Annotated in this window: 18 protein-coding genes; 14 read left to right on the forward strand and 4 right to left on the reverse strand. The window is 45.8% G+C overall.

The annotated features are described in order from the left end of the window. Positions 1 to 146: 146 nt before the first annotated feature. From ACMCM8_RS05325 to purF, 10 genes are all read left to right on the forward strand, one after another. Positions 147 to 1,331: a 4-phosphoerythronate dehydrogenase gene (locus tag ACMCM8_RS05325; protein ID WP_412726188.1), complete on the forward strand. Its 1,185-nt coding sequence runs from the start codon at positions 147 to 149 to the stop codon at positions 1,329 to 1,331. 81 nt (positions 1,332 to 1,412) lie between these two features. Continuing rightward, entirely contained in the window at positions 1,413 to 2,429 is a 1,017-nt protein-coding gene (locus tag ACMCM8_RS05330; RefSeq protein ID WP_412726190.1) for an aspartate-semialdehyde dehydrogenase, read from the forward strand. Between the two features lie 396 nt (positions 2,430 to 2,825). After that, positions 2,826 to 7,973, forward strand: coding sequence for a FimV/HubP family polar landmark protein (locus ACMCM8_RS05335; protein ID WP_412726192.1), 5,148 nt, complete (start codon positions 2,826 to 2,828; stop codon positions 7,971 to 7,973). Positions 7,974 to 8,033: 60 nt separating this feature from the next. Next, a complete protein-coding gene (truA, locus tag ACMCM8_RS05340) occupies positions 8,034 to 8,825 on the forward strand; it encodes a tRNA pseudouridine(38-40) synthase TruA (RefSeq protein ID WP_412726194.1) in 792 nt (263 codons plus the stop codon). Between the two features lie 183 nt (positions 8,826 to 9,008). Next, positions 9,009 to 9,827 (forward strand): substrate-binding periplasmic protein, encoded by an 819-nt coding sequence (locus tag ACMCM8_RS05345; RefSeq protein WP_412726196.1) that lies wholly within the window; start codon positions 9,009 to 9,011, stop codon positions 9,825 to 9,827. A gap of 349 nt (positions 9,828 to 10,176) precedes the next feature. Continuing rightward, positions 10,177 to 11,022, forward strand: coding sequence for an acetyl-CoA carboxylase, carboxyltransferase subunit beta (gene accD, locus ACMCM8_RS05350; protein WP_412726198.1), 846 nt, complete (start codon positions 10,177 to 10,179; stop codon positions 11,020 to 11,022). Continuing rightward, a complete protein-coding gene (folC, locus tag ACMCM8_RS05355) occupies positions 11,022 to 12,317 on the forward strand; it encodes a bifunctional tetrahydrofolate synthase/dihydrofolate synthase (protein WP_412726200.1) in 1,296 nt (431 codons plus the stop codon). Before accD ends, folC begins: the two co-directional genes overlap by 1 nt. A 43-nt stretch (positions 12,318 to 12,360) precedes the next feature. Next, positions 12,361 to 12,972 carry an SPOR domain-containing protein gene (locus tag ACMCM8_RS05360; RefSeq protein WP_412726202.1) on the forward strand — a complete coding sequence of 204 codons (612 nt, stop codon included), beginning with the start codon at positions 12,361 to 12,363 and terminating at the stop codon, positions 12,970 to 12,972. Positions 12,973 to 13,129: 157 nt separating this feature from the next. Next, positions 13,130 to 13,618 (forward strand): CvpA family protein, encoded by a 489-nt coding sequence (locus ACMCM8_RS05365; RefSeq protein WP_412726204.1) that lies wholly within the window; start codon positions 13,130 to 13,132, stop codon positions 13,616 to 13,618. 14 nt (positions 13,619 to 13,632) lie between these two features. Continuing rightward, the gene (gene purF / locus ACMCM8_RS05370) at positions 13,633 to 15,159 is read left to right on the forward strand and encodes an amidophosphoribosyltransferase (protein ID WP_412726206.1); all 1,527 of its coding nucleotides are present in this window, start codon (positions 13,633 to 13,635) and stop codon (positions 15,157 to 15,159) included. A gap of 106 nt (positions 15,160 to 15,265) precedes the next feature. On the opposite strand, the gene ACMCM8_RS05375 is transcribed toward purF, so the two are convergent. Both ACMCM8_RS05375 and miaE read right to left on the reverse strand, forming a co-directional pair. Continuing rightward, on the reverse strand, positions 15,266 to 15,865 hold the full coding sequence (locus ACMCM8_RS05375; RefSeq protein WP_412726208.1) for a Yip1 family protein: 600 nt from the start codon (positions 15,863 to 15,865) through the stop codon (positions 15,266 to 15,268). Between the two features lie 337 nt (positions 15,866 to 16,202). After that, entirely contained in the window at positions 16,203 to 16,988 is a 786-nt protein-coding gene (gene miaE, locus ACMCM8_RS05380) for a tRNA isopentenyl-2-thiomethyl-A-37 hydroxylase MiaE (protein WP_412726210.1), read from the reverse strand. Positions 16,989 to 17,160: 172 nt separating this feature from the next. On the opposite strand from miaE, the gene ACMCM8_RS05385 reads away from it, so the two are divergent. The 3 genes from ACMCM8_RS05385 (at position 17,161) to ACMCM8_RS05395 (ending at position 20,707) form a co-directional block, all read left to right on the forward strand. After that, the gene (locus tag ACMCM8_RS05385; protein WP_412726212.1) at positions 17,161 to 17,754 is read left to right on the forward strand and encodes an ACP phosphodiesterase; all 594 of its coding nucleotides are present in this window, start codon (positions 17,161 to 17,163) and stop codon (positions 17,752 to 17,754) included. A 294-nt stretch (positions 17,755 to 18,048) separates the two neighbouring features. After that, the gene (locus ACMCM8_RS05390; protein WP_412726214.1) at positions 18,049 to 19,593 is read left to right on the forward strand and encodes a S10 family peptidase; all 1,545 of its coding nucleotides are present in this window, start codon (positions 18,049 to 18,051) and stop codon (positions 19,591 to 19,593) included. A 100-nt stretch (positions 19,594 to 19,693) separates the two neighbouring features. Then, positions 19,694 to 20,707, forward strand: coding sequence for a zinc-binding alcohol dehydrogenase family protein (locus tag ACMCM8_RS05395; protein WP_412726216.1), 1,014 nt, complete (start codon positions 19,694 to 19,696; stop codon positions 20,705 to 20,707). Positions 20,708 to 20,813: 106 nt separating this feature from the next. Here the strand turns inward: ACMCM8_RS05395 and ACMCM8_RS05400 are convergent, their stop codons facing one another. Then, on the reverse strand, positions 20,814 to 21,566 hold the full coding sequence (locus ACMCM8_RS05400) for an SDR family NAD(P)-dependent oxidoreductase (protein ID WP_412726218.1): 753 nt from the start codon (positions 21,564 to 21,566) through the stop codon (positions 20,814 to 20,816). Positions 21,567 to 21,689: 123 nt separating this feature from the next. On the opposite strand from ACMCM8_RS05400, the gene ACMCM8_RS05405 reads away from it, so the two are divergent. Further along, positions 21,690 to 22,604, forward strand: a complete 915-nt coding sequence (locus tag ACMCM8_RS05405; RefSeq protein WP_412726220.1) for a LysR family transcriptional regulator — start codon at positions 21,690 to 21,692, stop codon at positions 22,602 to 22,604. A gap of 30 nt (positions 22,605 to 22,634) precedes the next feature. On the opposite strand, the gene ACMCM8_RS05410 is transcribed toward ACMCM8_RS05405, so the two are convergent. Further along, the gene (locus tag ACMCM8_RS05410; protein ID WP_412726222.1) at positions 22,635 to 22,847 is read right to left on the reverse strand and encodes an oxidoreductase-like domain-containing protein; all 213 of its coding nucleotides are present in this window, start codon (positions 22,845 to 22,847) and stop codon (positions 22,635 to 22,637) included. Positions 22,848 to 22,988 lie beyond the last annotated feature (141 nt).

Here is a 22,988-nt window from a genome sequence, read left to right on the forward strand (position 1 = left end):
GTCTAAAACAGATCTAAAGGGGGATGGTGCGAAGCGATGTGATTTCGAGATAGTTAGCGTCAACCGCACGGATCCCCGCCAATAAAATGTCCATAACCTTATCGCGCTAGGTTACTAAAAGCCTTCTTTGAGGTACACTTAGCGCCATGAAGATACTCCTTGAAGATACCATTCCCTTTGGCAAAGAATACCTTGGCGACTTAGGTCAGGTAACCTCTTATGCATGGCAAACATTGAAGCCTGAAATGCTAGCTGGCATTGATATATTGGCTGTACGTTCGACGACGAAAGTGACGCCTGAGTTGCTTAAAAGCGCCAATACACTTCAATTTGTCACAACGGCGACTGCGGGAACTAATCATATTGATAAGCGGTTCCTTGATAGTCTAGACATCGCGCATAATTCAGCGGCAGGGTGTAACGCTATTGCTGTAGCAGAATATGTCGTTAGCGTTTTATTACACGGACACAGTGAGCAAAAAATTGATTTAACCCGAGCGACGGTTGGAATTGTGGGGGCTGGCAATGTCGGCTCGGCACTATCGCAGCGCCTAACTGCGTTAGGGGTTAACCACCTTCTATGCGATCCCCCGCTAAAAGACGCGGGCGACCCGCGCGACTTTGTAAGCTTGGCGGAAATAAACCAATGTGATGTCATTTCGTTGCACGTACCGTTTGTCAAGGACGGGGTACATCCCACACATAATTTAATCAGTGACCAGTTTTTGGCAACGCTAACCCATTCGCAGCTTTTGATAAACGCATGCCGTGGAGAAGTGGTTGACGAAAAAGCGTTGTTAAACAGGCTAATGCAGCAAGATTCACCCACAGTTGTACTGGATGTCTTTGACAACGAACCGCGAATCAACACCACATTATTTGATCATGTGTGGCTAGTTTCGCCGCACATAGCGGGCCATTCAGTTGAAGGGAAAGTACGCGGTACTCAAATCATCTACGAACAAATTTGTGATGTTATGGGGACTTCGCCACATCGACAACTCAGCGACTTTTTGTCGCCGGTTGCGCCAATAAGGGTGACGCTTAACTTCCCCAATAACGAACAGTTACAATTTGACGATTTACTGGCGATATTTAATCAGGTCTATGACATAAGTGAAGACGACAAATTGACTCGATACGTCTTAAATGGCGGTGCGAGTTCCGTCACCTTAAGTGATGAAGAAGTGGCTAAGCAATTTGCCTCGTTGCGCAAAAAATATCGCGTTCGCCATGAGTGTAGCGCTTATACCTTACAACTTACACAACAAACGAGTCTACCTATCCAGGCGCAGTTAAAAGCATTGGGATTTGACGTCTTATCGGTATAACTCGGCCTTCGTTTTTACAGTTTAATTCACGAGCCTTTTTCTGAAGGGGCTCACATCTCGAAAGTAGGAGCAAAAAGCATTATGTCACAAGCTTTTGACGTAGCGATACTGGGAGCCACGGGTTTAGTTGGCCAAACCATGATTGAATTATTAGAAGAGCGGGGGTTTCCGGTCAATCGATTGTATCCGCTCGCAAGTAAACGATCTGCTGGTAGCACTGTCACGTTCAATGGTGAGGATATCGAAGTAATCGATGCAGACGATTTTGACTGGTCTTCAGTTCAACTTGCATTTTTCTCAGCGGGAGGCAGCATTTCTGAAAAATTCGCCCCACTTGCCGCACAAGAAGGGTGCGTTGTTATAGATAACACTTCAGCATTTCGCTACGAGCCCGATGTACCGCTTGTGGTACCAGAAGTAAACGCACATGCTTTGGCTGATTTTCGCAATCGCAATATTATTGCCAATCCGAACTGCTCGACAATACAGATGTTAGTAGCACTTAAGCCCATTCACGATGCAGTGGGTATTGATCGCATTAACGTGTGTACTTATCAGTCAGTATCTGGAGCGGGTAAAGAGGCCATGGAAGAGTTGGCGAAACAAACCGCTGGGTTACTGAATGCCAGAGAAGTAAAACCTGATGTTTTTAACCGGCAAATTGCCTTTAATGTGATACCTCAAATCGATGTTTTCCAAGACAACGATTACACTAAAGAAGAAATGAAAATGTTGTGGGAAACTCAGAAAATAATGGGTGACCAGAGTATTTTGGTGAATGCTACAGCCGTAAGGGTGCCTGTATTTTATGGCCATGCTGAGGCGGTACACTTAGAGGCGCGTTCGCCTATTGATGCCGACCACGTCAAGCAGCTTCTCGCTGACGCACCGGGTGTCACCGTTTATGATAGCAATGAGCAGTTCCCTACACAGGTGAGCAGTGCCAGTGGCAACGATCTCGTGCATGTTGGACGAATTAGAAATGATATCACTCATCCCTGCGGTATCAACCTATGGATAGTGTCTGACAACATCCGAAAAGGAGCTGCGAGCAATAGTATTCAAATTGCGGAAACACTGATTCGAGACTATTTATAGACAAAAACGTCACAGGTACTTTTAAGGTAAGCGCAGAAAAGGTAAACATTTTTCTGTGCTAGCCGATAGACATACAAAGGGAGATTCTCGCGTAAAACGCGAGCGCTAACTAGATCACCCTGAGTAACTGGTTTATAGTTTGAGTATCAACGCCATTTTAACGTGATATAACTATAGAAAATAACAAGCTGTCAGTAACTTATGAAATCAAAAGAGGAATACACACTCTTGTCGATTCCAGGTTAAATGGCCGTACATGTTACCCCCAGGCGCTATAGGCAAGGGTGGTTTAATAATAAAAAAAACAGCCAATAGACTTCTGATATCAAAGGTTGGCATATAAATCCGCTTCAACCTGAAGGGCGGTAAAGACGCTTGAGGGCATATAGGACTGCTATGAAATTGCATTTGACGGGCTTACTTTTAATTACACTGTGTTTGTCTGCCCCCATTGCTTCTGTCGATGCGCAGGAGCGTTTGACTTTACTTAAAGGTCCAAAAAATTCTACGGATCAATACTCTGGTCTTGAATACGGTCCGATCGACTCAAGCGATACCTTGTGGCGAATAGCGGAGCGTTACCGTCAGAATAATAATTTAACCGTTTATCAAGTGATGACGGCAATCTATGAACTCAACCCCTACGCATTTGAAAACGGTAATCTCAACCTTTTAGTTGACGGCGCTATTTTAAAGCTTCCATCAGAGCGCTACATAGCAAGAATTGATAAACAGAAGGCGCAAATGCGCGCCGATCAAGACGATAGAACTTATGCTGAAATGCTTAACAAGCCTGGCAGCAGCGTAAGAAATATCAAGCCGGCTTCTCCACTCGTCAACCAGAACGATCTGACCAAAACCCAGTCGAACATTGAACGAAAAATTACGCGATTAGACCAAGAACAAACCCGCCAGTTTGATGAACTTCGTTTACAGTTTGCTGCGTCTTTGGAAAACGTTGAAGTGTTGCTCAACGAAAATAAAAAGCTTTATGACCGGGTAGAAGTGGTTAACGGCGAGATTGAAACATTAAAGGGCCAGCTTGAGGGTGATGTAAAAACTCAGCTTGATGCCCAAGTTGCCATGCAACAAGAGCTTCTCGATATGATGCGGGCTGAACAGGCCAAACGTGAGGTGGAAGCGCAATCGTCGATACTGAATACGCTTACCAGCCCTTTGAGTCTGATTATTAGCTCGGCCTTTATCTCACTACTGCTTGTCGCTGGTCTTATCATGTGGTTGCTGAAAAGGAACAGCAACCCAGAAGAAGCCCCAGTTACTCCCGCTCCTACCATTACCGCAGATAATGATGAAGTACCAGTACCTGATGCCGACATCGGTGATTTGTCCAGTGGTATGGCGCCTGATTTAGATGATGGCAATGAACTTTCTGACGATGACTTGTTTAACGACGATGATTTATTGGACGATGTATTGACGTCTGATTTGGAAGAAAGCTTAGACGATGAATTAGAGACATTTGCGGATTTAGAAGACGATATGTTGGTGCCCGACGAGGGGGCCAATGAATCCTTCGAAGAAGGAGACGATGAGCTAGATCAGAGCGAACTTGATAGCCTGTTTGACGACGATTTACTGTCTGACAAAGTGTTGAACGAAAATGAAGCCGAAGACATTGAAGGCTTTGATTTGTCAGGCGATGACGACGTATTTGACGCAGTTGATGAGGATGAAGAGCCTTCTCCTGCAGAAAGTGATGATGACGGGAACAACATGGATGTGCCGTTAGACGATGACTTCGATATAGATGATTTGCTTGACGATGTTCAGGGTCAGGACGAAGCAGTCGATCCAGATGATATATTAAATGAAGTCAATGAAGTCAATGAAGTCAATGAAGCTGAGGCTCCAGGTGGAGATGAAGCGGTAGACGTTGATGATATTGATGCATTATTGGCAAGTTCGACGGATGAGCTGGCCTCTGCAGAAAGTACAGATCAAGAGATCTCAAATGAACTAGCACCACTTCCGACTATTGAAGATGAAGATGACAAGCCAGAGATAAGTATTGATGACTTGCTTGAAGAGCATGGGGTAGATGCAGGCTTAACTGATGAACTCGATAGCAATGATGATCTCATTAATGAAGAAATGCTTGAAAAGCTTGATGATGAGATTAATCAACAGAATAAAGAAATAGATAACATCACAGATGAATTGCTCAGTGAAATTGAACAGATAGAGATGATGGGTGGACTTGGCAATGAGGATGAAGATGCTGAAGACGATGATAGTGAAGAAGAAATTACAACGTCATCGCCTTCACCTCAATCGATTCAAAGTCTCGACGACATTACTGATGACTTAGACGAAATCGTTTCAGACGAAATTGAAACCAGCCTTGACTTCACTGATCCTCTTTCTGATGACTTAATTGCCGAGCTCCAAGCTGAAGATGATGAGTTTGGTTCCCTTTCCGATTCTTCTGACGAGACAGAACAATCTACTCTTGATGAAATTGACACTGACGTAAGTGAAGATTTTGATGACCCTTTCACCGATGAGTTGCTCGCAGAGCTTGAAGCAGAGCTAGATGATGAACCGGAAGTCAGTCCGGACGAAGATAAGCTAGAGGAGTTAACTGATGACGATTTATCTGACAATGAAGAGGACTTTGACGATCCGCTCACAGATGAGCTATTAGCAGAACTGGAAGCAGAAGAGTCGGAAATTGAAGTTGATAACGACTCGCTGGCTGATGAACTTTTATCTGAGTTAGAAATTGATACCGATGAACAAGGTACATTAGAAAATGGCGAAGAAAAGCTTGACGCTGAATTACCGCTAGACAACCATCTTGAAGAAGCGGAAGAAGCGGAAGAAGCGGAAGAAGCGGAAGAAGCGGAAGAAGCGGAAGAAGCGGAAGAAGCGGAAGAAGCGGAAGAAGCGGAAGAAGCGGAAGAAGCGGAAGAAGCGGAAGAAGCGGAAGAAGCGGAAGAAGCGGAAGAAGCGGAAGAAGCGGAAGAAGCGGAAGAAGCGGAAGAAGCGGAAGAAGCGGAAGAAGCGGAAGAAGCGGAAGAAGCGGAAGAAGCGGAAGAAGCGGAAGAAGCGGAAGAAGCGGAAGAAGCGGAAGAAGCGGAAGAAATATCATCAGATTTAGAATCCGAATTTGAATCCGGTAAGGATGAAGATCCTTCGACGGTAAATGACGAAGAAAACCTTGACGTTGAAATATCACTAGCTAACGCTCTTGCCGAAGCCGAAGCCGAAGCCGAAGCCGAAGCCGAAGCCGAAGCCGAAGCCGAAGCCGAAGCCGAAGCCGAAGCCGAAGCCGAAGCCGAAGCCGAAGCCGAAGCCGAAGCCGAAGCCGAAGCCGAAGCCGAAGCCGAAGCCGAAGCCGAAGCCGAAGCCGAAGCCGAAGCCGAAGCCGAAGCCGAAGCCGAAGCCGAAGCCGAAGCCGAAGCCGAAGCCGAAGCCGAAGCCGAAGCCGAAGCCGAAGCCGAAGCCGAAGCCGAAGCCGAAGCCGAAGCCGAAGCCGAAGCCGAAGCCGAAGCCGAAGCCGAAGCCGAAGCCGAAGCCGAAGCCGAAGCCGAAGCCGAAGCCGAAGCCGAAGCCGAAGCCGAAGCCGAAGCCGAAGCCGAAGCCGAAGCCGAAGCCGAAGCCGAAGCCGAAGCCGAAGCCGAAGCCGAAGCCGAAGCCGAAGCCGAAGCCGAAGCCGAAGCCGAAGCCGAAGCCGAAGCCGAAGCCGAAGCCGAAGCCGAAGCCGAAGCCGAAGCCGAAGCCGAAGCCGAAGCCGAAGCCGAAGCCGAAGCCGAAGCCGAAGCCGAAGCCGAAGCCGAAGCCGAAGCCGAAGCCGAAGCCGAAGCCGAAGCCGAAGCCGAAGCCGAAGCCGAAGCCGAAGCCGAAGCCGAAGCCGAAGCCGAAGCCGAAGCCGAAGCCGAAGCCGAAGCCGAAGCCGAAGCCGAAGCCGAAGCCGAAGCCGAAGCCGAAGCCGAAGCCGAAGCCGAAGCCGAAGCCGAAGCCGAAGCCGAAGCCGAAGCCGAAGCCGAAGCCGAAGCCGAAGCCGAAGCCGAAGCCGAAGCCGAAGCCGAAGTAACGGAAAATGACCCGCTGGATGAGGCGATAGAAGCGTTTGAAAAACAAATGATGGATGATATTCCATCGTTCAGTGAAATGGGCTCAGATTCTTCTGAGCCTGAGCCTGAGCCTGAGCCTGAGCCTCAGCCTGAGCCAGAGCCAGAGCCAGAAAACGACTACGATGACAGTCTGCTTAATGAAGCCTATGACGAAATAGATGCCTTTGAACTTGAACAGGAAGTGGATGGTGTTAGTTCAGATGAATCGCTAGAAGATGAAGTAGAGAACAAGACCAGCGACAGTCACGCGTCCGTCGAACAAGAGTCTGAGAGTGAGACTGAACTTAACGATGAAGATGCTTCAACAGATGATGACGACGTTAACGAGCTGGACGACGTTCCTGGACTGGATGAATGGCTATCTGCTGGTGACGAGACCACATCTGACGAAGACGATATCTTTGATGAGCTAGACAGTACAGAGTTTGACGAATTACTGGAGAGCTTAGAGTCAGAAAACCGTGAGGTATCTGATACTGAAGCAGATGTAACAGAGCAAGCTGAAGTTGAAGAAGAACTGCCATCGAGCGAAGACACCTTCGAGTTAGACGATGACGCAGAACCGGCACTTGAAGAAGAACTGCCATCGAGCGAAGACACCTTCGAGTTAGACGATGACGCAGAACCGGCACTTGAAGAAGAACTGCCATCGAGCGAAGACACCTTCGAGTTAGACGATGACGCAGAACCGGCACTTGAAGATGAATTGCCATCGAGCGAAGACACTTTCGAGTTAGACGATGACGCAGAAACGGCACTTGAAGAAGAACTGCCATCGAGCGAAGACACCTTCGAATTAGACGATGACGCAGAACCGGTACTTGAAGATGAACTGCCATCGAGCGAAGACACTTTCGAGTTAGACGATGACGCAGCACCGGTACTTGAAGAAGAACTACCATCACGTGAAGACACTTTCGAGTTAGATGATGACGAAGCACCAGCACATGAAGAGCTGGACATTCCTGAAGACATAGAGCTTGATATTGCAACGCCTGCTGAACTAGAAGATGACATTGAGTCCTCTCAGCAAGAGGACAGGGAAGACCTTGAAGATTCACTTAAGCTCGACAATCCGGATTTGGACTTAGCAGCCTTATTAAGTGATGCCGGAAATGAAGACAACGACAGTGCTGCCGCTGAGCGCTCAGAGTTTTTGGATGTTGAAGCATTGATGGATGACGGCGATGAGGACAATAGCATCGACCTGGATAGTCAGGAATTAGCATTAGATGTCAGCTTATCTGATTTTACTGGAGTAGTAGATGATGATGCCGTCATAGACATAGACAAAGATGCTGGTCAGAATGCCAATCTAGATCTTGCTCGCGCTTATATTGAAATGGATGATGTGGATTCGGCAAAAGAGCTTCTTGATGAAGTGTTATCAGAAGGTAGTGAAGAGCAAAAACAAGAGGCTCAGTCTATTCTCGATGGTATGCGCTAATTGCATGTTGAGTGTGAGATGACTACACTTAGCGCCTTTTAGCTTAGAGGTAACGAAGAGATGGGGCGAATTGCCTTAGGGATTGAATACGATGGCGCTGCAGTTTACGGTTGGCAGCGTCAACGGGAAGTACCCAGTGTGCAGGAGCATCTGGAGAAGGCACTTTCTACTGTTGCGAATCAACCTATCGAAGTACAGTGCGCGGGTCGCACCGATGCCGGCGTGCACGCAACTGGTCAGGTAGTTCATTTCAATTGTGACGCACCGCGTAATGAAAGGGCTTGGACGTTAGGGGTTAATGCCAATCTTCCCGACGCGATAGCAGTAACCTGGGCGAAAAATGTCAGTGACGATTTCCATGCCCGTTTCTCTGCAACGCACCGTCGTTACCGTTATGTTATTCACAATGCAAAAATGCGTCCTGCAATTTTGCATCATGGCGTTACCCATATTCATCGACCCTTAGACGAAGCGAAAATGCACCAAGCGGCACAGGCGCTATTAGGTGAGCAGGACTTTACCTCTTTTCGTGCTGCATTGTGTCAAAGCAATACACCGTTTCGCAATGTCACCGACGTCAGTGTTTACAGGCAGGGGCGATATGTCATTATTGATATTCGCGCCAACGCGTTTTTACATCACATGGTACGCAATATTACCGGTGCATTAGTGGAGATAGGGGCAGGGGAGCAAGATGTAAGCTGGATTGCACATCTGCTTAGTCTGCATGATCGCAGTCAATCCGCTGCCACAGCCAAGCCCAATGGTCTATATTTAGTAGATGTGACGTACCCGGAACAATTTGGGCTGCCAAAGCCCCCTCTAGGACCGTTATTTTTACCTGAAGTTTAGCTGAGAGTTTGTTGGTCGTTGTGTGAGCGAGTACTGTGTTGAAAAAGGACAAAAGTCGTTTAGTAACCCTGCCAATTAGGTAGGTTTACCAATATGGCATGTCTAAGCGAAAAAGAGTTTTTTTACAATACAGTAAGCCTGAACAAAAATAGCAAGGGTCAACGTGCAGAGGTAGGGGGAGTAGTGAAAAAAGTAGTAAGAAATGCGTCGACTTTGATGTTATTACTTATTCAATGCTTATTGATATTTCCCTGTTTTGCAAGCGACGCTAAACCTTTACCTGTAGTGCGTTTTGCCATTAATACGCCGGGTTCGCCGCCATATCTTTATTTCGATCCTGAATTTGGCAATTACCGTGGCGTGGTGGTTGATTTCTTTTCTTCTGAACAAATGCAAAGCAAGTATTCGGTGAGATACCTAGATTCAAGCCGTGCGAGAAACGAACTACTTTTGCTAGAGTCCAAGGCCGACGTATTTCTCTCAGCAAGAGAATGGCTAGATCATGCCAATATATTTATCTTTAGTGATGCAATTATGCTGCACGCCAGTTATATGTACTCCACCACAGAATTTGATGGACCGTTTATACCTGCGTTGAATCCAAATGCCAGCGTATGTACGCGCTATGGATATATCTATCCGGTACTGCAACAATATTTTGCTCAGAAAGAAAATGGTTTGATAAGAATGAATTCTACCAGTCAAGCCACCATGGCGACGATGTTAGCAAAAGGGCGCTGTGATTTTGCCATTATGAGTGAGCAGAATGCGCGCTCGAATATGTTCTCCAAAGTGTTTTGCGATACCGCTTTTTATCAGTCTCCTAATATCATTAGTGGTGTCGATCTGGTGTTTGTTATGCGTCCCGGTCTTGCCGTACTTAAACAGACAATAGATCAAGCACTTGTAAGCTTTATTGAAAGTGGGGCCTTACAGGCCTCTATTGAAAAGCATTCGGGGCCCAATCAGTTTCCCAAGCAGACGTGTTCTGCCACTGAATAAGTGCGTGGTCACAGCTATAAAACTAGCTAAAACCTACCCTTTGGACTTCTCTTTTGTCCATTACCTCGCTGGTAAACCTTAGATAAGTACCATCAAAGGGGCTTGCCACTATTTCTCTTTCTATATTTTATTGTAAAGGGACGTAGGCAACTTCTAAGACCAGTTTTGTTTTTTCCATTTCATTGTATTGTGGTCTAATAGCGCGCTATATTAGCAGTTCTGCTGTGTTACGATTTTTTCTCTTGGTAACTCAGTATGAAAATTAAAAATTTAATGTGTAGTTGGTCAAATCGATAAATAACTATCAATAAAGCAGACCGGCACACTGAAAACAAAGGGTTCAATTTCCATGAGCTGGATTCAAAAAATTCTTCCGCGTACTCAAACATCAACCAAAGGTAATGTTCCAGAAGGTATCTGGACAAAATGCGGTTCATGCCAGGCGGTGTTGTATAAGAGTGAACTGGAAAAACTGCAGGAAGTTTGTCCTAAGTGCGACCACCACATGCGAATTACTGCCCGTCGCCGCATTGATGCCTTTCTTGATGAAGGCGATCGCGTAGAGCTTGGCGCTCAGTTTGAACCACAAGACGTACTTAAATTTAAAGACTCCAAGCGCTACAAGGATCGCATTGTAGCTGCACAAAAAGCCACAAATGAAAAAGATGCATTAGTTGTCATGCAAGGCAAGCTAAAAGGCATGCCGGTAGTGGTAGCCTGTTTTGAGTTTGCATTTATGGGCGGCTCTATGGCCTCGGTGGTAGGCGCGCGTTTCGTTGCCGCTGTAAATGCGTGTTTAGAAAATGACATGCCACTTATTTGTTTCAGTGCCAGTGGCGGTGCGCGTATGCAAGAAGCACTCATGTCGTTAATGCAAATGGCCAAAACGTCAGCGGCGTTGGCAAAAATGAGTAAAAAAGGCCTGCCTTACATTTCGGTGCTTACCGATCCTACCATGGGTGGTGTTTCAGCCAGTCTTGCTATGCTGGGTGATGTGAATGTCGCTGAACCTAAAGCGCTTATCGGCTTCGCGGGTCCGCGCGTAATTGAACAGACCGTTCGTGAAAAGTTACCTGAAGGGTTTCAACGCAGCGAGTTCTTAGTAGAAAAAGGCGCAATAGACATGATTGTTGACCGCAGAGATATGCGTGATAGATTACACAGCCTGTTAGTTAAGTTGCATAACAAAAATTAGTGAATAAACAAAATCATTCCAACATTGGCTCAGCAAGTGTCCCTTCATCGAAAAATCTGAGCCAATGGTTGTCTTACCTGGAGTCAATCCACCCTAGTACCATTGATATGGGCCTAGACAGAGTGAAAGCTGTAGCCGAGGCGATGGCACTGGATCTCGATAATCAACTTGTGATTACCGTTGCAGGAACCAATGGTAAAGGCACTACATGTCGATTACTTGAGCAAGCCCTTATTGCTCAAAATAAAGACGTTGCCGTATACAGCTCGCCGCACCTTACCGACTATCGAGAACGGGTGCGACACAACGGTGAACTCGCGTCTGAACAGACATTTATCGACGCATTTGAGTTTGTCGAGAAGGCTCGAGGTGACACTACCCTTACATACTTTGAATTTGGCACCTTGGCGGCGATGAAGATGATGCAGACCTGGAAGGTCGATGTAGCCATTCTAGAGGTTGGTTTAGGTGGGCGTCTTGACGCAACTAACATCATTGACCCTGATTTAGCCATTATCACTACCATCGATTTAGACCACCAAGACTGGCTGGGCAACACCCGAGAAAAAATTGCACGGGAAAAGGCCGGCATTATGCGTAAGCATGGCAAGGCTGTAGTAGGGGAGTTATTTCCTCCGTCATCGCTGTATGACGTCGCCGATGAGTTATCCGCTCAGGTGAGATGGGCTACGCAGGATTTTGATTCGACAGTAGCGCAGGATCATCAGGAATGGACGTGGAATGGCCAAAGCCACTCGTTCAAGCATTTACCTTATCCCAAAATACCTTTACAGAATGCCAGTACTGCCTTAGCTGCACTGGAATTTCTCGACTTATTGCCCGAAGAGCAGGTGTTAACAGGCATTATTGACAACACAACAATGCCCGGCCGCCAGCAAACTATCAGTCATTCGCCTTTGGTCGTGGTTGACGTAGCGCACAACCCTCAGGCAACCTCAGCCATGCTGTCGTGGTTAAATCGTTACGACGTGTCCAATATGCGTATTGTGGTAGGGATGCTCAAAGACAAATCAATTGCCCAAACATTGAGCCCATTAAGTGCACTAAACGCAAGGTGGTATGTCGCCCCAACGTCAGGTCCGCGAGGGTGTGACGCAGAAGTACTTGAAAATGCACTTGTTAATGCAGGCACAAGCATAGAGAATATAGCCACTTATGACAGTGTTTCGTCGGCATATCATTCCGCGCTTGCAGAGTATCAGAAAGATGAGCTCATTTTAGTATTTGGATCTTTTGTCACCGTAGCAGAAGTGTTAGCCCACAAAGACTGTTAAACTCACGATTACGTCAATACAGGCATACTAGCAGGAGAGCACAGTGACATCGGCATTAAAGAATAGACTGGTTGGCACTATCATTATTGTGGCGCTAGCCGTTATTTTCTTACCGGACTTTCTCGATGGTAAAAAGGAAATCAATAGAGAGCCTTTTGTCTCTGTGCCGAGCAACCCGCCCCAAAAGCCTATTGTTGAACCTGAACCTTTCCCCAGTGAACGAGTTGCGAAAGCGGCAACGCCAGAATTAGCACTGGAAGAGGCAGTGGCACTTGATGATGAGCCGCAAGTGACGCAGACCGAAAACAGTGAGTCAAACGCTAACACAGTCTCTCATTCGGTGGATCGTGTTGAACAAGATGACTTGGCTAGCCAGACCGTAATAGAAAGCAAAAGCGATATTGCTGATGACGATGCAGGGTGGGTGATTCAGTTAGGTAGCTTCAGACACGAGAAAAATGTGAGAGCACTTCTCACTAAGTTAGAAAAAGCCGGCTACCGAGCGTTTAGCCGCAAAATTCAAACGAGCTCAGGCCCTTTGAATAAAGTGTTTGTTGGCCCTGATCTGGACAAAAAGAAGCTAGTATCAGCGTTACCCCATTTAAAAGAATTAACGGGCCTGAAGGGCAAAGTAACAGAATTTAAGGTGGAATAAGGGCTGGAGGTATTCACTTTATTTCGTCAGGGTCTTTTACTTTATTTGATGGGGATTACACACTAGTAATATTTCTAGCTTCTGTTAGAATGCGCGCCATCTCGCCAAAGGCTCGTTGCTTTAAATTATTAAGCAGCACTAACGCAACAAAGAGACGATGAACTGGGTAGACTTTTCCATACTGGGTATCATAGCGGTATCTACCTTAATAAGCCTCATCAGAGGGTTTGTTAAAGAAGCCATTTCTTTAGTGGTGTGGTTTGCTGCACTCTTCATTTCAAGTAATTTCTACGCCGATCTTGCCGTTTATTTTACAGCCATTGACGACCCCTATTTAAAAAACGGCGCAGCTATTGCGGCGTTATTTGTCACAACGCTTATACTTGGCGGCATGGTTAATTTTGCAATTAGTCAATTGGTGCAGGTAACCGGGTTATCGGGCACTGATCGCGCGCTTGGTATCGTATTCGGTGCACTTCGTGGTGTGTTGATTGTAAGCGCATTACTCTTTTTTATGGACACCTTTACCAGTGCGGCCTCTGCAACGTGGTGGCAAGCGTCGGTACTCATTCCAGAGTTTGGTGTCATTATCGAGTGGTTTTTCACTTATGTGAAAGACTCCTCCAGTTTCTTAAATCCCGCTTGAAATAGGTAACGCACATGTGTGGTATTGTCGGAATAGTTGGTAAAACGCCCGTAGCTCAGTCACTGTACGACGGTCTGACGGTGATTCAACACCGTGGACAGGATGCTGCAGGCATAATGACTATCGACCAGAATATGTTTAATTTGCGTAAAGCAAATGGCTTGGTTCGAGATGTTTTCCATACACGTCACATGAAACGATTAACGGGCAATATGGGAATTGGCCATGTGCGCTACCCCACGGCGGGTACGTCAAGTTCGGCGGAAGCACAGCCATTTTACGTTAACTCTCCATTTGGTATTGCTTTTGCCCACAACGGCAACCTGACAAATGCCCACGAGCTAGAGGAAGAAGTCTTCCGCATTGCTCGTCGTCATATTAATACCACCTCAGATTCAGAGCTTTTACTTAATATTCTTGCTCACGAACTTCAACAGGTAGCGGGTTTAAGCGTCAGTGCGGAACACATTTTTGAAGTCGTGACTAAAGTTCACAAGAAGATCCGTGGTGCTTATGCGGTGGTAGCAGCCATTATTGGTCAAGGTATTGTAGCCTTTAGAGACCCTCACGGTATTCGCCCATTAGCTTTGGGTAAACGCATGTCTGAACTGGGTGAAGAGTGGATGGTGGCATCGGAAAGTGTGGCAATTGACGCTGTGGGCTTTCAGTTTGTACGTGATGTAGCACCGGGGGAGGCCGTGTTTATCACTGAAGATGGCCAGCTTCACACGCGCCAGTGTGCAGATAACCCAATTACTTCGCCTTGTATTTTCGAATTCGTTTATTTTGCTCGACCAGATAGCTTTATTGATGGCATTTCAGTGTATGCCTCACGGGTCAATATGGGCCGTAAATTGGGTGAAAAAATCAAGCGGGAATGGGCTGACTTAGATATCGATGTAGTGATCCCAATCCCGGAAACGTCTATGGATGTGGCATTACAAATTGCCAACACCCTCGATTTGCCTTATCGCCAAGGCTTTGTAAAAAACCGTTATATCGGGCGCACCTTTATTATGCCTGGCCAGACCATGCGTAAAAAATCAGTCAGACGTAAACTCAATGCTATTTCTTCAGAGTTTAAAGGCAAGAGTGTACTGTTGGTGGATGACTCTATTGTGAGGGGTACAACATCGGGTCAGATTATTGAAATGGCACGTGAATCAGGGGCTAAAAAGGTCTATTTTGCTTCTGCTGCACCAGAAATTCGCTTCCCCAACGTGTATGGTATCGACATGCCATCTGCCAACGAATTAATTGCTTATGGACGAGAAATTGATCAAATTGCAGAGCTTATTCAAGCTGATGGTTTGATTTTCCAGGATATTTCAGATTTAGTCGAAGCCGTACGGGAAGAAAATACCGCTATACAGCGCTTCGAAACCTCGGTGTTTGATGGCAACTACATCACCGCAGATATCGATCAGGAATATTTAGAGCGCATCGATATGTCTCGAGGTGAAAAATCGCGACAGGCACCTGTGGTGCAAGCCGAACTCAGTAACTTAGATGTACATAACATTGGGGCTGCTGACGAATAAGCAGTTCTGCCATTTTTTGAATGGCGACCATGATGTAATGATGAAGAAAAAGCCGCTTTTATAGCGGCTTTTTCATAGGTGATACTAATGCTACGCAAAGATTGCGTTAGTGAACAAATACCGGCCCACCGAATAACCCCCACAGCAGTACAGACCCTGTCATTAAAATGACCAATAGGACTAAGCCACAGGTCACCACTGAACTGGAGTAAATAAACCCTTTGTCTTCAGGCATATGCATTAAAATGGGTACCCCTGAATAGAGTAAGTACACCGAGTAGCTAATACCGACGAGTAGCGCAGTCATGACTACCCACAGTTCAGGATAGAGCCCTGCAAATCCCACCATAAATAGGGGAGTTGCAGTATAGGCTGCAAGCTCAAGTGATTGGGTATACGTCGGTGAGATATCAAACGCTTTGGCTAATTCATGGATGAGTATAGCCAAGGCAATCACTCCTGCCACTAACCCAAAGTACATGCCTACACCCATCATAATAGCGCTGTTTTCGCTAAGGCGTATGACATCGCCAGCGCCGATACTCCACCCGGTATGCGCACTGGAATAATAAGCGACTAATGAGGGGATGAGGGCAATAAATGCAATATGGGTTAGCGCGTAAAAATAAGTTTCATGCTTAACATCAATGGTTTGCCACTCTTCCTTGGGATGAGTATAAATACCAATAAGATGATTTAAAATCATAAAAATCCTGCCTTATACAACCAATGTTATTCTTATTTAAATAGAAATATTGTCGTTAGGCAGAGAACTTACAAACGAAAAGCTGATTTGCTTAATGGATAAGCAATGAACAAGCTTTCAATAACGTTTTACCTTAGTAAAGACGCACCACATAACTGCCATTAACAATATGTTTACAAATTTGAGTGTGCAGTAATTAATCTAAGCCGTCAATAACATTCGGTGCAATTATTGAGCAGTTTTTTCATTGCTCTGTGGGCCGCTATAGTGGAGAGGAGGGATCGCTATTAAGAGTAGAAATGGCCTGAGTCAGCTGTCCGTCAGGCCAAGGTGAAAGTTATTTGTGTTCAGTGGGGCTGCCTGAATGAAAACGGAACGTATCGTCGCTTTCTTCGATGAGTTGCTTTTCTACTTCGCCGAAATGCTTAACCCGAGATTGAATGTCGGTAGGTGAAATAGCGTTAGCCAATTCCAGATAATCTTCAAAATGTCGGGCTTCTGAGCGCAGTAATGAAATATAGAATTTGCTGAGTTCTTCTGATACAAAAGGCGCGAGCTTGGCAAATCGCTCACAGGAGCGCGCTTCAATATAAGCACCACAAATCAGTTTGTCGACCAACTTTTCCGGCTCGTAAGTACGCACATGACGCAAGAGGCCATTGGCATAGCGGCTCGATGTGACCGACTTATATTCAAAGCCCAATTCGTGCATGATTTCCAGTACCTGATAGAAGTGATGTAATTCTTCTTTTATCAGCATCACCATTTTATCGAGCATGTCTTTCTTAAAGGGGTCTAGTCCCTGAACATCGAATACACTTTTAGACAGGTGCTTGGTATTGAGCGATTGCCAGTCACCTTCGTGACGGTAGGTAAAGTCTTCATAGGGCTTTAACCATCCAAGCAATACCTCACTGGTTTTCTCATCGGCAACATAGCGACGAAGCAAATACATGGCAGATTGTGCCGCTTTTAACTCACAAATCAGATGGTCGGTCAGTAGGACCCGTAAGTTTTCTTCTTTCTTTGCTTCTTCAAGCCAGGCATCTGGCGTCTGACAATGTAGAAACGCATTCACCGGGGCAAGGAGAGAAGATGCTTCTGTAGAGGAAATTAGGGACATGATGCTACTTACCTGATTATTGCTATATACTCGTGAAACGATGCTGTGTTACTGCTGAGGTCGCTTGACTGTTTTGAGCGCTGCGTCAAAACGTATTCAGTGAGTGACAAACGCGGCGGCAATACTAACTGATTGAGCACAAGCCTTACAACTAAAAACCGTATTAGTGTATATGAATTATTTGGCACATCTTTTACTCGCCCAACCCAATGCAGATTCTTACTTTGGCAATTTGTTAGGGGATTTTAGAAAGGGTGTTCAGGTCAGGGATTTTGATCTTGCGGTGCGCCGAGGGCTGCACAATCATCAGGTGGTCGATAAGTTCACTGATACTCATCAGGAGGTGATGGAAGCTAAGTCTTATTTTCATAAGACGCGTCGGCGCTTTGCCCCAGTTGCCCTTGATATGTACTTTGATCATTTACTGATAAAACATTGGCATCGATTTTCCGGGTTGTCCTTTGAGCGCTTTTGCCATGACAGTTATGCCCGTTTACAGCAGCGCATGCACTTAATGCCTCCACTGATGCAACAAAGGGTGGGGCATATGATTTCACATCACTGGTTTGCTGAATATGCAAAAGAACAGGGTATAACAGATGCCATTACCAATGTGGCAAAGCGTATCCGCTTTAAAAACACCTTTCATTACATCGTCGATGACATTGCAAAGCACCACGCACAACTCGAAATTCACTTTCTGCGATTTTTCCCCGAGCTTCAAGGGTATGTGAATAAGCATGGGCCCGAAAACACCGCACTTTAACTTAGCCTAGCTATTTGAGCATTGGTTCTGCTGGTTTGTTTCGCGAATAAAAGGCGTTTATTTAAACCTAAACTTGTACACCAAAGATCCACAGGCACTATCAAACAGCACTGACAACCATCGAAAATATTGGTTATTCTGTCGAGCAAACTAAAGTGAAATAGTCAGGCGCGGTATAGTGAAACAGATAACTAATTGGCGTTCACTTTCGTTAGGACGTGTTAACCTTTAATGTACAACAAGGTCAAACCGCCCTAGATAAACACGCTCTACAACAACTAAAAAGACATCACTATGAACACAACAAATGTAACTGTTAAAGGCAAGGCTACATGGCTCGCTTTGCTGGCCCTGTTGGCTTTTACTGTGCAGGCAACAGAAGAAACACACAAACGCAGTTTGGATATCGACAGCCATGTGGTAACTCAACATGAAACCAAAATTTTAGGTAATCGTGTGAAGTATAGTGCTACCACAGGTACGCAACCGGTATGGAATAGCAAAGATGATGCAGTAGCAACCTTGTTTTATACCTATTACCAACGCACTGATATTGAAGACAACACGGCCCGTCCGTTAATAATTTCCTTTAACGGGGGGCCCGGCTCAGCATCTGTGTGGATGCATGTTGCGTATACCGGCCCACGTATTTTAAATATTGACGAAGAAGGTTATCCGGTACAGCCCTACGGCGTACAAACCAACCCATATTCTATTTTAGACGTGGCTGATATCGTGTTTGTAAACCCCGTCAATACAGGTTACAGCCGTATTCTGGAAAATGAAGAAGGCAAGTTGCCATCAAAAGATGAGCAGCAAAAGATGTTTTTCGGTGTGAACGCAGACATCAGTTATCTGGCGGATTGGGTTAACACCTTCGTCACCCGTCACAACCGCTGGCGTTCACCTAAATATTTGATCGGGGAAAGCTACGGTACGACGCGTGTTTCGGGTTTAGCACTTGAATTGCAAAACCGTCAGTGGATGTATTTAAACGGTGTTGTGCTGGTGTCACCTACCGATATCGGTATTGAGCGCAATGGTCCGGTAAAGGCGGCTAATCGCCTGCCTTACTTTGCGGCTACAGCGTGGTATCACAACAAGTTAGACAAAGAATTGCAAAGTAAGGATTTAACTGAGTTATTACCAGAAGTAGAAGACTTTACCATCAATCAATTGATCCCTGCGCTGGCAAAAGGCGGTTTTATTGGCGCAGAAGAAAAACGCCGCGTATTGGCGACGATGGCTCGTTATTCAGGACTGTCAGAAGAGGCAATTGCACAAAATAACCTTGACGTGAGTACGGCATACTTCTGGAAAGCCCTTTTAAGAGATGAAGCTAAAACATTGGGACGATTAGACAGCCGGTACTTGGGTATTGATGCTAAGCAAAGTGGCGACCGCCCTGATTATTGGGCAGAGCTAACCTCTTGGTTGCATTCGTTCACCCCTGCTATTAACTACTACTTGCGTGAAGAGTTAAATTACAAAACTGACACCAAGTACAATATGTTTGGTAATGTGCACCCGTGGGATAGAAGTGACAATAAAACAGGCGAGAACCTTCGCCTCGCCATGGCACAAAACCCGTATTTGAACGTTATGATCCAAGCAGGGTATTACGACGGCGCGACAAACTATTTCGATGCAAAATATACCATGTGGCAGCTTGATCAAAGCGGCAATATGAAAGACCGCCTTAGCTTCAAAGGTTACCGCAGCGGTCATATGATGTACCTGCGTCGAGACGATCTACAGCAGTCTAATCAGGACTTAAGAGACTTTATTAAAAATAGCACACCGGATAAAGGTGAGCCCGCGATGTACCGACGTAAGTAGTGCGTTTGTAGATAGCGGCAAAAGCCGCTATCACATTGACGTTAATCCCAGAGTATTCAAAAGGTATGAAGGTCTTCATGCCATGTAGGAGAATCATGAAATGAAAGCGGTTGGATATACCCATTCGTTACCCATTACCGAACCTAATGCGCTGATGGACATAGACGTAGAGAAGCCAAGCGCGTCTGGGCGGGATTTACTGGTCAAAGTGAATGCGATTGCAGTTAATCCTGTCGACTATAAAATTCGGCATCGAGTCAACCCTGAAGGCGGCGAGCCCAAAATTTTAGGCTGGGATGCTGTGGGTGAAGTGGTTGAAATTGGTGCCGATGTGACTGAGTTTGCAGTAGGTGATAGAGTGTATTACGCGGGTGATCTCACGCGTCAAGGGGCAAATGCTCAGTACCAATTAGTGGATGAACGCATTGTGGGGTTTGCTCCCAAAACGCTTACAGATAGCGAAGCCGCGGCGTTACCCCTTACGACTATTACCGCGTACGAGTTGTTGTTTGACCATCTTGCTTTGAAACAGCAAACCGACAAAAGTGATGAAGTGGTATTGGTCGTAGGTGCTGCAGGTGGCGTCGGTTCAATAATGTTACAGCTTTTGAAAACCCTAACAGGGGCAACAGTGATAGCCACAGCCTCTCGGGAAAGTACAAAATCATGGGTGAGTTCATTAGGTGCTGACTATGTGGTGGATCATAGCCAACCACTGGCTGAGCAAATTAAGGCGCTTGGGGTAGGGCAAGTCACTCACGTAGCCAGTTTGAATCACACCGCATGCTATATCGATGCCTTTGTCGAAGTGCTGAAGCCAAAAGGAAAACTGGCACTGATTGACGATCCAGAAACACTCGATGTCAGCAAGCTGAAACAGAAAAGTTTGTCATTGCACTGGGAGTTTATGTTCACGCGCTCGATGTTCGAAACTGACGATATGGTTGAACAAAGTCACTTATTGAATCATGTGGCACGTTTAATTGATGAGGGGAAAGTGAAGACTACGGTGGGTAAACACTTAGGTAAGATAAATGCGGCTAACTTGATTGAAGCTCACCAAATTCTGGAAGAGGGCAGTGCCATTGGTAAACTGGTATTAGAGGGTTTTTGAGCCTCGTAATCACAGCAATTACCTTGTGTAGAGCATATAGAACAACGCTAGCTGTCTATTGGACAGCTAGCGTTTGAACCTTTTCGTATTGTATGTAGGCTATCAATTAAAGGTTCATGCCCCCAGAGGCTTCAATGCGTTGACCATTTATCCAATAACTTTTGTCAGATAATAGCAGTGCGATAACATCGCCAATATCGTCAGGAAGGCCAACTCTTCCCAGCGCAGTTCGCTCTGTTATAGCGCTATTTACCGCCGCATTATCCCTAACAAGTCCTTCACCGAAGTCGGTTTCAATCGCACCAGGGGCGAGTGTGTTAACTCTTATCTTTCGCACGCCAAGTTCGTAGGCTTGGTATCGACTCATTACTTCAACAGCGCCTTTTGCCATGGCGTATGCGCTATAACCTGGCAAGCAAAAACGGGTTAAGCCTGACGATACATTTAGCACAGCGCCGCCATCTTCAAGTAGACCAAGGAGTTGTTGAGTCAAAAAGTAAGGCCCTTTGACATGCATGTTAAGCAGCATGTCAAGTTCTTGCGGCGTTGTTTGCGCAAATGGAGTATGTGTTCCGACACCTGCATTATTGAGTAAGTAGTGAAAAGTATCACTGCTAAATTCTTCATTAAGCACTTTCTTTAATGCGTCGTAAAATGTGCTAAATGACCCTATATCACTGGTATCAAGTTGCAATGCCCACCCCTTGCGACCCAGCTGTCTTATTTGGGACACAACGGAATTGGCTGCCTCTACATTGCTGTTGTAAGTAATAATGACGTCGTGCCCCGCTTTGGCTAATGCCAAGGCGCCTGCTTTGCCCAATCCTCTGCTACCACCGGTGATAAGTGTAATTGCCATGATCTAACCCTTACTGTGTTGTGAAAGTAAATGCATGGTAAGGCGTTTTGGTTGTTTGAAAAATGGCCTTTTGGCGATAACATTGTTCATTAAAAGTGAACAATGTGGGGCGAGGGAGCAAGAGTGGATCGGTTTGATATGTTGATGCGATTCAAAGAGACCGCGAGGCTGGGAAGTTTTAGTGGCGCAGCACAGGTATTAGGTGTTCCTAAGTCGAGTGTTTCTCAATCTATATCGCAGTTAGAGTCACAGTTGGGTACACGCCTGTTGCACAGAAGCACGCGTAGTGTAAGGTTAACAGTAGATGGAGAGACCTTTTTACCCCAGTGTCAGGCATTGCTTGCTGATTGGGAAGCGTTAGAAAGCCAGTTTATTTCCGACCCGTCACTGATTGCAGGCGAGCTTCGCATAGATATGCCAAGCCGATTTGCTACTTACTTTCTGTTGCCCAGACTCCATGAGTTCATTTCGGCCTATCCTCATATTAAATTAAAGGTAAGTAGTGTGGACCATCAAGTTAATTTAGTAAAAGAAGGGTTTGATTGCGTAATTCGCGTTGGCGATTTACATGACAGTAGTCTTATTGCTAAGCCGCTCTTTACTTATGCAATGTACAACTGTGTCAGTACATCATACGCGCGTCAATATGGGGTTCCTCAGTCACTTGACGATCTAACAGATCACAGCTTAATCGAGTACTCCCATGCCTTAAGTCAAACGGAAGGAGAATTTGAATACTTTAGTGGTAATGAGGTGAAATCAGTGATTATGCCAAGCGTGATTAGCGTAAATAGTACCGAGGCCTACTATAGGGCGTGCATCAACGGTTTGGGAATTGCGCAAATTCCGATGATGAAGAAACAACGAGAACTCGATGAAGCTGGTTTAATTAGCGTATTGCCACAGTTTCAGGCCAAACCCATGCCTGTAAACTTGCTTTATATATCAAGGCGACATATGCCTAAGCGGCTAAGTGTATTTATTGAATGGTTACAGCAACGTGTTGAAGAGGATGGACTAACAGCGAAAGTGCGATAACCACAAAAGGCACTGAAAATATTGGGTAAGTTAATCTTTCATCGGCGGCGCTTGAGCATTTTCCAGTGGTGTTTTCTGGTGTGCTTCCAGTACTTTCTTTGCTTCTCGCCACTTAGCACGTTTTTCGTAGTACACATCCCAGACGCACGGACAACATGAACCCCCTCCACAGCAATCATCGAGCTGTGGCTTCTCTGGTTCGGGCGAGAGAATCTGTCCTTCTTGGGTGGTATTGTCAGTCATGCCATTTATGTCGTTTTATTGTTATTTCACGATAAATTCTAACCAGTGCAGTTGGGCTATTCAAATAGTTGTAAAAAATGTCGCGTATAGCGGTATTTCGCACGGGTTTCACATGTGCGTCAGTACGCTAAATCCTATTGA

It is taken from the genome of Alteromonas sp. D210916BOD_24 (assembly GCF_047159385.1).
Classification (GTDB): domain Bacteria; phylum Pseudomonadota; class Gammaproteobacteria; order Enterobacterales; family Alteromonadaceae; genus Alteromonas.